Origin of the sequence: Actinomyces timonensis DSM 23838 (genome assembly GCF_000295095.1) — a bacterium.
GTDB classification, from domain to species: Bacteria; Actinomycetota; Actinomycetes; order Actinomycetales; family Actinomycetaceae; genus Actinomyces; species Actinomyces timonensis.
Genome location: NZ_JH806633.1, coordinates 914,050 through 923,796, shown reverse-complemented (window position 1 = coordinate 923,796; position 9,747 = coordinate 914,050). Strand labels below are relative to the sequence as shown.

Genomic DNA, 9,747 nt, shown 5'->3' with positions numbered 1-9,747 from the left:
AACGCGCGCCCACTTTCGCCGTCACCGCCGACGATCCCAGCGGCAGCCCCACAACCCAGGCCCGCCGTTATACTCGCAGTCGCGCAACGGTCTCCGGAACCCGGGGCTTGACACACTGTCATCGTGATGCTCATGGCCTTCGGATCGCCTGTCATCGCCGCGACCACTGTCGTGCTCAACCTGCTCTCCTCAGCCGCGAGCTTCGGCTTCCTCACAGTGGTGTTCCAGGGACGCTGGGCGGAGGGCCTCCTCGGGTTCGACTCCACCGAGCACGTCGTCTCATGGGTGCCATTGATGCTCTTCGTCGTCCTCTCCGGGTTGTCGCTCGATTACCACGTCTTCGTCTTCAGCCGTATCAAGGAGGCGAGAGAGTCCGGCCTGCCCACTCGGGATGCCATCGAGAGGGGGACGGTCCGCACCGCTGGCGTCATCACGAGCGCCGCGCTGGTCATGGTGGGTGTCTTCTCTGTGTTCGGCGCCCTGAGCTTCATCGAGCTCAAGCAGATCGGGGTCGGACTGGGCATGGCGATCCTGCTCGACGCCACGGTGCTGCGCGTCCTGGTGCTCCCCTCGCTGATGAACCTCCTGGGCGAGGCGAACTGGTGGGCTCCCTTCCGGTCGGCGCGGGCGCCGCGGGGGAGGAGGGCCTCGCGGCGCCGTTGCCTGACCGCGGCGCTCACTCCGTCATGAGCGAATAGGCGGTGATCCCGCGAATGGGGCGTGTCGCCAGCCTCGCCGCCACCATGGCGGTGACCATGATGCCTGCCGTCATCAGGAGCGGGGGCGACACGGGGATCGCGGTGCTGATCCGCATGATCCCTATCCCGCTGAGCATTCCGACGAGCATCGGCTTGACGAGGGGGATCCCTATCGCGAATCCAAGTGCCGTGCCGATCAGCAGCGGCGGCAGGATGCTCCAGCGGATCCTTGCCGCCGCTTGGGCCGAGGTCAGCCCCAGGGCCTTGAGGAGCCCCGAGGTCTCGCGCGACCGCGCCACCTGCGATGCCGTGACGAGCGCGATCACGAGCACGATGACCAGCGCGGTGAACGCTATGAGCGTCCTGGACAGGATAGGGACGACGGAGACGGCGCTGTCTATCTGGATGGCGATGTTCTTCCCGTAGTTGCTCACCCGGTACCCACTGCCGAGCTCGTCCTGCAGCGCTCGTGTGACGCTGTCGGCATCGGCGGCGCTATCGAGGTAGACCACCGCTCCGGCGAGCTCGGTCGTCGGGCTGAGCTGGTGGAACGCCTTCTGGCTGAGCATGATGAAGTTCCCTCCGTTGCTCGTCCCACTGGCCAGGCCGGTGACGAGGAGCTCCGCGCTGGCCTCTTTCGTCGTCACCGTCCACGTGTCATTGGGCTCCAAGCCGTAGCGCTTGGCGATCGCCGGTCCGATGACGATCTCATTGGCATGCGTGGCCGGCCGGCCCTCGTAGATGGCGCTCTGCGGCGCGCTCTCAGGATCGTCCACCACCTCGGCGCTCACGTCGCTCCCGTTGATGACGAGCGACTCGTAGGACAGCGGCAGCGCCTCCTCAACCCCGGCGATCGAGGACGCCTTCTGAACAGCGGTCGGCACGTCGGCACTCGTCCGCCCCCTGATCTCTATATCGGCGATAGTGGCGCCGAGCAGCGTGTCCTTGGCGCGGTCCTTATCCGCGAGCGCGCCCAGACCCGCCACCGAGAACACCGCGGCCATCGTGCAGGCCATCGCCACCACCATGATCAGCGTCGTGCGCCCTGGCGCGGATAGCATCGATTTCAGGCCGAGGCGTGTGGCGAGCCGCCCTGGCAGGAGGTCGAGCCTGAGACCCGCGTGGCGGAACGAGTGGGCCGACGCGCCGCCATGGAGCGCCTCAACGGCCCCCATCCTCCTGACCCGTCGGGCGACGACGGCCCCGGTCACCCACACGAGGAGCGCCAGCGCGCAGGCAGTGCCCGTCAGAAGGAGAGGGTCGATGCTCGGCCTCCATGTGATGCCCGTCTGCGAGCTCAGGATCTCGGCCATGTGGGGCAGGACGCCGTGGCTCCCCGCGGCGCCGAGAGCGGCGCCCAGCAGGGCGATCAGGGCGAAGCAGAGCACCATCGGGCGCAAGACCCCGCGGGTCGTGTACCCCATCGCGCGCAGCGCCCCGAGCGTCGTCAGATCGTCCCGGATAGCGGCGCGCTGGAGGAACGCCTGGATGACGATCGAGATCGTGGTGATCATCGTCGAGAACAGGAGCATGATGACGGCGATCAGCCCGACGGTGGTGCTCTGCGCGATGGCCAGCATGTCCCTGTCATAGGTCCTCGCCCCGGGGACGTCCAGATCTGAGACGACCCGGATGATGGCGCTCGTGTCCTCCTGCGGATCCACCAGACGCGCCTTGATCATCGATGAGGGCACCCAGCCGGGCACCGAGTCCGGCGATATCCGCGACTCGCCGCCCGCCGCCTGCTGCGCGGCCAGGTCCGTGTAGTACTCGCGCGCCTGGTCGCGGAGGGCATGGAAGGCGTCACTCGGCAGGCCGAGCCACAGCATCCCCAGCAGTGGCGTCCCGCCAGCGCTGGACTCCACGAATCCCTGGATGTGGAAGCGGCGCTCGCCCAGGGGCGAGGAGAAGACCAGCTCATCCCCAAGGGAGTAGCCGCCCGCCGTCTTCAACGCGCTTGGGGCCCACACCGGATCCGCTACGGGTGAGCCGAGCTCTTCGACGACGTCCCATGACCCGATCCTGGGTGCCGCTCCGGCGTCGTAGAAGAGATAGGTGGTGGGAAGCGTGGAATCGCCGTAGGGGATCGAGCCCTGGGAGAGCACCGTCTCGTCGGTCTCCAGGTCGGCGACACGCTCGTCGGCCCCAAGCGTGGATGTGATGGTGTCGGCGCCCTCCCCGCTCGGGGCAATGGCGGTGACATCGGGGAAGTTCCATTCGCGGGTCTTGGCGCTCAGGTAGGAGCCGTGCTGGGTGAGCATCATCAGAGCGGCGTAGACCAGAAGACCGGTGATCAGTGAGAGCGCGCCGATGGTGCCCACCAGGCCGGGGTGCTTGCGCAGGGCTCGGCGGGCGAGAAGGCGGGAGGAGGGGGCGAGCACGTCACCACCCCATGTCATCGAGGAAGCGGGCGAGGGACTCGGTGCGCTCACGCTCCGAACCGCTCAGCGCGCATTCATCGAAGACGCGCCCGTCGCGCAGGTAGAGCACGCGCTCCGCGCGCGCGGCCGAGTTCAGATCATGGGTGACCATGACAACGGTCTGGCCGTCCTCATGAACCTCTCCGAGCAGGTCGAGGACTGCCCTGGAGTGCTCTGAGTTGAGCTGGCCGGTCGGCTCGTCGGCGAAGACCACTGCGGGGCGGTTCATGAGGGCGCGGGCGATGGCGACGCGCTGGGCCTCGCCCCCGGAGAGCGTCGACGGCGACTTCCCCCAGTCGCGCTCGGGCAACTGGACGCGCTGAAGGAGCTCGGCGGCGCGATCGACGACGGCGCGGCGATTCCTGCTCACCAGGAGGCCCACCGCCAGGAGGTTCTCCAGCACCGTCAGCGAGTCCACGAGATGCATCTGCTGGAAGACGAAGCCGCAATGGCGCCGCCTGAAGAGGGCCAGGCCGTCCTCACCCAGGTCGGTGAGGACCGTGCCATCCAGCGCCACCGATCCCAGGGTGGGGCGGTCGAGGCCGGAGAGCGCGTAGAGGAGCGTCGATTTCCCCGCCCCCGAGGGACCCATGACAACGGTGAAGGAGCCCTTCTGGATCCTCATATCCAGGTTGCGCAGGACATGCTGCTGGGCGCCGCCGACCGAGAAGGATCTGGAGAGCTTGCTCGTGGTGATGATGGGAACGTTCTGTGATGACATGCGCTCTCCTCCTCGCGGGGGACCCTCCCGCCGCTCCCTCGACCCTAGGCGCGTTGGGGCGGGCGAATCCTTACGATTCCCTGACGCCTCGCCTCTGATCCCGCGTCGGGGAGGCGCGCGAGGAGCAGGGGCGCGCAGGGGGAGGGCTAGGACAGCGGGAGCGTGAGAGTGATCCGCAGCCCTCCCCGCGCTGGAAGGCTGGCCTCGATATGCCCGCCCATCTTGTCCATGAGCTGCGCGCTGGTGAACAGGCCCAGGCCCTGCCCGGGCTTGCCCGTGGCGCCCCGGCCGCGCTGACCCCGGGCGAAGATGATGCCGGTCTCGTCCGGGTCCACGCCGGGCCCCGAGTCAGTCAGGCTCAGGCGCAGGCAGTCCGCCTCGATCTCCGCGCGCACGGCGAGGGGTGTGCCAGCGTACTTGTAGGAGTTCTGCAGGACGTTGTCGATGACCTGGGCCAGGCGCAGTCGATCCGCGCGCACCAGCGCATCGGGGCCGGGATGGATGCGCGCTAGGCCCCGATGATCCGCCTCGCGCAGCATCCTGGTCACCTCTGCGCAGCTCATATCCTCCAGGTCGATGGGGAGATCGGCCACCCGCGCGCGGTGGGCCCGGACCAGATCCGTGATGAGGGCGTCGATCTGCGCGCTCTTGGACTGGATGATCGCGAGCCTCTCGGCATTCCTGCCGCCCCCATCATCCCGCCCGGGCCCGCTCTCGAGGGCGAGGAGCTCCGCCGTCGCCGAGATCGTGGCCACCGGGGTTCGCAGATCATGACCGATCTGGGCGATGAGCGCCTCCTTGGACGCGCGCTCCGCCGCCTCTCGCAGCCGTGAGGCCTCCAACTCGGCGCGCATGAGGTCGAAGCTCTCGGTCCAGGCGCCGAAGGCGTGCTCGCGGTCCATCTCGAGCGGGGCGGACAGGTCCCAGGCCGCCACCCGCGCAGCGAAGCGCTCCATGCGGTGGAAGGGCATGAGCACGCGCGATCTCAACCAGAGGATGGCCGTCGCCGCGACGAGGACCGCGGCGAGGACGGTGCCCGCGCTCGCCCAGGCCATCGCGCGTCGCCCGGCCCCCGCCCCGGCGGGATACCCGTCGTCGAGGGACAGCCAGGCGACGACGCTACCGTCCACGACGACAGGCGTGGTCAAGGGGCGGTGCTCCGCGCTCCACACGAGGGTCCCGAGGCCCGCGGCGCCACCGGCCTGGCCGACGGGCGCGCCGTCGAGGGGGATCTCCCTGCCCGAGGCGTCGACGAGCCGCAGGTCCTCGCGGAGCGCGCCCAGATCGGCCTGCTCGGGATGGGGCCAGGCGGACGCGATGCGCGCGGCGGCGTCGTTGAGGGAGCTGGTCGCGGGCGCGGGCGGTTCCTGGCGGGACAGGACCGCGATGGCGGCGAGCCCCGCCACCATCGTGGCGATCAGCAGGAGGGCCAGCCAGCGCAGCCCGCGCATCAGGGAGCCTCGAAGAGATAGCCCCGGCCCCACACCGTGCGGATGTAGTCGGGGGACTCCGGGCTCGGCTCGATGCGGGTGCGCAGGCGCCTGATATGGACGCTCAGCGTGCCCTCGGAGGTGTACTCGTCTCCCCAGACCGCCTTGATGATCTCGGACTTGGCGCACACCGATCCCCGGTGGGTGACCAGGTGCCTCAGGATCCGGTCCTCGAGAGCGGTCAGGCGCAGTTCCCTGCCGGCGATGAAGACGCGGCCGGTGGACAGCTCGACGCGCAGGCGCCCGTCGTCGAAGTCCGGGGGCGGGGGCTGGGCCCCGGCGGCCCCCGCCGAGCGCTGCAGCGCCCGGCGCACTTTCGCGAGCAGCACGGCCAGGGAGAACGGCTTGGTGATGAAGTCATCCGCGCCCAGTGACAGCCCGTGTACCTGGTCGACGTCGGTGGCGCGCGCGGAGATGAAGATGATCGGCGCGTCCGTGACCGCGCGCAGCTCCCGGCACAGGTCGAAACCGCTTATCCCGGGAAGGTTGATGTCGAGCAGGATGACGCCCGGGGGCGCATGGCGCACGGCGTCCCGCGCTGCCTCGGCATCGACGTGGTGCTCGACGCCCAATCCGAAAGCGCTCAGGTAGTCGCGGGTCGCCGCCGCGAGGTCGGCATCGTCCTCGACGAGGAGGACGTCAGGGGCTGCGCTCATGCGAGCAGTCTCGCATCCGAGCCCTGGTTGAGCAGATCACCCGGCCGGCTGGCGCGGCTGAGCGCCTGGCCTGAGTAGGCTTGCGCCAGAAAGACTGCGGGAACCCCCGAGGCAGTCGGCCACAGGAAGAAGGACCATGGCTCACGACAGGGCTTATGACAGGAATGACGGCGCTCGCCGATCCGGCGGCGCGCGCGGCGACCGCCACGGCTTCGGCGCTCGGGGCGCCAATCGCTCTGGCGGTGAGCACGGGCAGCACCGCTCCTACCGGTCCGACGAGCGCCGGGGTGGCGGCCGTGACGGTGGCGGCCGGAATGGCGGCTACCGCGATCGCGGCTACGGGGAGAGCTCCGAGCGCCGCTCCTATCGCTCGGGTGACGACCGCCGCGGCGGCCAGCGGGGCACATACCGCTCTGGCGACAGCCGTGACGGTGGCTACCGGGACAACGGGCGCCGTGAGGACCGTGACGGCGAGCGCGGTGATCGCGGCTACGGGGACCGCTCGGAGCGCCGCCCTCACCGGTCGGGCGATGACCGCCGCGGCGGTTCCGGCGGCCCCCGGGGCGGGCGCTTCGGCGGTGACCGCCGCAAGGGCCGCCCCGGCGCGCGCGACACCCGTCCGCCCCAGCGCAACCGCGTCCCCGAGCCCCGCGTCCCCGACGACGTCGAGCCCGCGCAGCTCGAGGCCTCCGCGCGGCGCGAGCTGCGGGCCCTCGGGCGCTCGAACGCGGAGAATGTCGCCAGGCACCTCGTGATGGTGCAGCGCCTCCTCGACACCGACCCGGAACTGGCCCACGAGCACGCCCGCTACGCCGCCTCCCACGCCGGGCGCATCGCCGTCGTCCGTGAGGCGGCGGGCATCGCCGCCTACCTCTCCGAGCACTACGCCGATGCCCTGCGGGACATCCGCGCCGCGCGCCGCCTGTCCGGCCTCGACCTCCACCGCGCCATCGAGGCCGACTGCGAGCGCGCCCTCGGCCGCTACAACCAGGCCCTCAAGGCGGCCGCGGAGGCCGACCCCAGCCAGCTCGACGACGTCGAGGAGGCCGAGATCGCGATGGTCCTCTCCGGCGTCCGCCATGAGATGGGCCAGGACGAGCTCGGGCTCGTCGTCGTCGAGGACGCCATCCGCCTCTTCCGCGGGGACCGAGAGACCCTGCGCCGGCTCCACTCCGTGCGCGCCGACCGCCTCGAGGACCTCGGGCGCGGGAAGGAGGCCGACGCCATCCGTGAGCGCATCGGCGAGGCCCCCGAGCCCGCCGAGCCGGACGTCGAGGTCTACGACGTCGAGGAGGAGTCGGAGGAGGAGCGCGCTGCCGAGGCCGCTGAGACCGCCGGCGCCACTGCCGCCGACGAGGCGGAGCCGGCTGATCTCCCCGAGCAGGACGAGGAGCCCGAGGGGGCCCCCGCCAGTGACCCCGACGCCCCGGCGCCCAGCGCCGACTCCATCGAGGACGAGCTCGTCGAGCACCTCCAGGCGCACGGCATCCCCGCCGACGCCGGCACGGGCGCCGCCGACGACGCGGACGACACCCACACCGAGGAGGACAAGGCATGAGCCCCACGCCCCTGCCCCCGGGCCTGCTGGGAAGCCAGGCCCCCCTGTCGACCGCCTACGACGGCGCCCTTCTCGACCTCGACGGCGTCTGCTTCGCAGGCGCGGCCCGCGTCCCGCACGCCGCCGACTCCGTCAACGCCGCCCGGGCCGCCGGCATGCGCCTCAGCTTCGTCACCAACAACGCCTCGCGCGCCCCGCGCACCGTCGTCGACAAGCTGCGCGCCAACGACATCCAGGCCGAGCCAGGCGAGGTCTTCAGCGCCGCCATGGACGCGGCCGTCATGCTCACCGAGCACCTCGCACCGGGCTCGCTCTGCCTCGTCGTCGGCGGTGACGGCGTGCGCCAGGCCCTCCTCGACGAGGGCTTCACACTCACCGACACCGCCGCCGACCGCCCCGCCGCCGTCGTCCAGGGCTGGGACCCCGCCGTCGACTGGGCCATGCTCTCCGAGGGCCTCTACGCGATCACCGCCGGCGCTTTGCACGTGGCCACCAACCTCGACGCCACCCTGCCCACCGAGCGCGGCTTCGCCCTGGGCAACGGCAGCCTCGTCGCCGCCATCGCCCACGCCTCCGGCAAGGAGCCCCTGGCCGGAGGCAAGCCCTTCCCCGGCATCTACGAGCGCGCCCTTGCCCGCAGCGGCGCCACGAGCCCCATCGCCGTCGGCGACCGCCTCAACACCGACCACGTCGGCGCCCGCGCCGCCTCCATCCCCGGCCTCCACGTGCTCACCGGCGTGAGCACCGCCCGCGACGTCATCCTCGCCGACCCCGCCGAGCGCCCCGCCTTCCTCCACACGGACCTGCGCGGCCTCATCGAGGCCCACCCCGAGCCCGTCAGCGACGGGGACTGGTGGCGCGTCGGCCAGGAGAGCGCGCGCGTGAGCGGTGATCGCCTCGAGCTCGCGGGGACCGGCGCCCTCGAGCAGCCCGCCACCGTCACCCTCGACGCCTACCGGGCGCTCGCCGCGGCCGCCTGGGCCAGCGCCGACGCCGCCAGCGGGACTCAGGCCGGCGCCCCCGCGCTGAGCGTCCCCGAGATCACCGTCGCGGCCTGAGCGGACAGCCCATGAGCACCGAGAGCGAGCCGGGCCCCGCCCCGGGCCCCAGCACGGCGGCCCCCGCCGTGCCGCGTCCCTCCCCGCCCCGTGAGCAGCGCCTCGCCGAGGCCTCCGAGGCAGGCGCCGGCGCCTCCGAGCGCCTCAGCGCCCTGGCCGGGGAGCCGCTGGAGACGCGGGCCGAGGGACTGGCCGAGCTCGCCGAGGATCTCCGCTCCGCCCTGCGGCTGGCCGAGGGCTGAGGCGGGCCGCATGGCACGACTCATCCGCATCGACTCCGAGCTCGTCCGGCGCGGCGTGGCGCGCTCCCGCGCCCACGCCGCCCAGCTCATCACCGATGGCCACGTCACCCTCGACGGCGCGCCTGTCACCAAGCCCGCCAGGCAGGTCAACCCCGCGCAGGCCATCGAGATCGTCGCGCCCAGCGGCGACGACTACGTCTCGCGGGGCGCCCACAAGCTCGCCGGCGCCCTCGACGCCCTCCAGGCCCGGGGGCTCGCCCCGGTGGTCGAGGGGCGCCGCTGCCTGGACGCCGGAGCCTCCACCGGCGGCTTCACCGATGTGCTCCTGCGCCGCGGCGCGGCCAGCGTCGTCGCCGTCGACGTCGGCTACGGCCAGCTCGCCTGGTCCCTCCAGTCCGACCCCCGCGTGCGGGTCCTCGACCGCACGAACGTGCGCACCCTCGACCCCGCCGCCGTCGCCCCGGCGCCCGGGCTCATCGTGGGCGACATGTCCTTCATCTCCCTGACCCTCGTCCTGGAGCCGCTCCTGCGGGCCGCGGCCGACGACGCCGACCTCCTCCTCATGGTCAAGCCCCAGTTCGAGATCGGCAAGGAGAGGCTTGGGCACGGGGGAGTGGTCCGCGATCCCGAGCTGCGCCTCGAGACCATCCTGACGGTGGCCGAGAGCGCGCACGGACTGGGCCTGGGCATCGACGCCATCACCGCATCGCCGCTGCCGGGCCCCTCGGGCAACGTCGAGTACTTTCTGTCCATGCATGCTGGCGGTGCCGGGAGCGGCGCCGACCTGACCGGCGATGCCCTCATCGCCGAGGCCAGGCGCGCCGTCGCCGAGGGCCCCGACGGCAAGGGCGCCAGACGAGGGAGGACGAGCAGCCGATGACCGCATCGACAGACCCCGGGCGGC

General features: G+C 71.8%; 9 protein-coding genes. 5 read left to right on the top strand and 4 right to left on the bottom strand.

The features are described from left to right. The first annotated feature begins 126 nt into the window (after positions 1 to 126). The gene (locus tag A1QA_RS0110295; RefSeq protein WP_017178827.1) at positions 127 to 690 is read left to right on the top strand and encodes an MMPL family transporter; all 564 of its coding nucleotides are present in this window, start codon (positions 127 to 129) and stop codon (positions 688 to 690) included. Here A1QA_RS0110295 and A1QA_RS0110290 read toward each other — a convergent pair. The 4 genes from A1QA_RS0110290 to A1QA_RS0110275 all read right to left on the bottom strand — a co-directional run bounded on the left by A1QA_RS0110290 (position 677) and on the right by A1QA_RS0110275 (position 5,985). Next, the gene (locus A1QA_RS0110290) at positions 677 to 3,079 is read right to left on the bottom strand and encodes an ABC transporter permease (protein WP_017178826.1); all 2,403 of its coding nucleotides are present in this window, start codon (positions 3,077 to 3,079) and stop codon (positions 677 to 679) included. The two genes, A1QA_RS0110295 and A1QA_RS0110290, sit on opposite strands and share 14 nt — an antisense overlap. A 1-nt stretch (position 3,080) precedes the next feature. Next, a complete protein-coding gene (locus A1QA_RS0110285; protein WP_017178825.1) occupies positions 3,081 to 3,839 on the bottom strand; it encodes an ABC transporter ATP-binding protein in 759 nt (252 codons plus the stop codon). A 146-nt stretch (positions 3,840 to 3,985) separates the two neighbouring features. Further along, complete coding sequence (locus A1QA_RS0110280; RefSeq protein WP_017178824.1) at positions 3,986 to 5,290, bottom strand: HAMP domain-containing sensor histidine kinase; 1,305 nt, start codon at positions 5,288 to 5,290, stop codon at positions 3,986 to 3,988. Next, positions 5,290 to 5,985 carry a response regulator transcription factor gene (locus tag A1QA_RS0110275; RefSeq protein ID WP_017178823.1) on the bottom strand — a complete coding sequence of 232 codons (696 nt, stop codon included), beginning with the start codon at positions 5,983 to 5,985 and terminating at the stop codon, positions 5,290 to 5,292. Before A1QA_RS0110275 ends, A1QA_RS0110280 begins: the two co-directional genes overlap by 1 nt. A 136-nt stretch (positions 5,986 to 6,121) precedes the next feature. Between A1QA_RS0110275 and A1QA_RS16820 the strand changes: the two genes are divergently transcribed. Genes A1QA_RS16820 through A1QA_RS0110255 form a run of 4 tightly spaced genes read left to right on the top strand, consistent with a single transcriptional unit; the run spans position 6,122 to position 9,723 of the window. Continuing rightward, entirely contained in the window at positions 6,122 to 7,543 is a 1,422-nt protein-coding gene (locus A1QA_RS16820) for a hypothetical protein (RefSeq protein ID WP_017178822.1), read from the top strand. Further along, positions 7,540 to 8,601, top strand: a complete 1,062-nt coding sequence (locus tag A1QA_RS0110265; protein WP_017178821.1) for an HAD-IIA family hydrolase — start codon at positions 7,540 to 7,542, stop codon at positions 8,599 to 8,601. The genes A1QA_RS16820 and A1QA_RS0110265 overlap by 4 nt, the downstream gene beginning before the upstream one ends. A gap of 11 nt (positions 8,602 to 8,612) precedes the next feature. Further along, a complete protein-coding gene (locus A1QA_RS14360; protein ID WP_017178820.1) occupies positions 8,613 to 8,843 on the top strand; it encodes a hypothetical protein in 231 nt (76 codons plus the stop codon). A 10-nt stretch (positions 8,844 to 8,853) separates the two neighbouring features. Beyond that, entirely contained in the window at positions 8,854 to 9,723 is an 870-nt protein-coding gene (locus tag A1QA_RS0110255) for a TlyA family RNA methyltransferase (RefSeq protein ID WP_017178819.1), read from the top strand. The last annotated feature ends 24 nt before the right edge of the window (positions 9,724 to 9,747 follow it).

Excerpts from the sequence above, each read along its gene's own strand:
- A1QA_RS0110295 (WP_017178827.1), top strand. The coding sequence starts at position 127 with ATGCTCATGGCCTTCGGATCGCCTGTCATCGCCGCGACCACTGTCGTG.
- A1QA_RS0110285 (WP_017178825.1), bottom strand. The coding sequence starts at position 3,839 with ATGTCATCACAGAACGTTCCCATCATCACCACGAGCAAGCTCTCCAGA.
- A1QA_RS0110280 (WP_017178824.1), bottom strand. The coding sequence starts at position 5,290 with ATGCGCGGGCTGCGCTGGCTGGCCCTCCTGCTGATCGCCACGATGGTG.
- A1QA_RS0110275 (WP_017178823.1), bottom strand. The coding sequence starts at position 5,985 with ATGAGCGCAGCCCCTGACGTCCTCCTCGTCGAGGACGATGCCGACCTC.
- A1QA_RS16820 (WP_017178822.1), top strand. The coding sequence starts at position 6,122 with ATGGCTCACGACAGGGCTTATGACAGGAATGACGGCGCTCGCCGATCC.
- A1QA_RS0110265 (WP_017178821.1), top strand. The coding sequence starts at position 7,540 with ATGAGCCCCACGCCCCTGCCCCCGGGCCTGCTGGGAAGCCAGGCCCCC.
- A1QA_RS14360 (WP_017178820.1), top strand. The coding sequence starts at position 8,613 with ATGAGCACCGAGAGCGAGCCGGGCCCCGCCCCGGGCCCCAGCACGGCG.
- A1QA_RS0110255 (WP_017178819.1), top strand. The coding sequence starts at position 8,854 with ATGGCACGACTCATCCGCATCGACTCCGAGCTCGTCCGGCGCGGCGTG.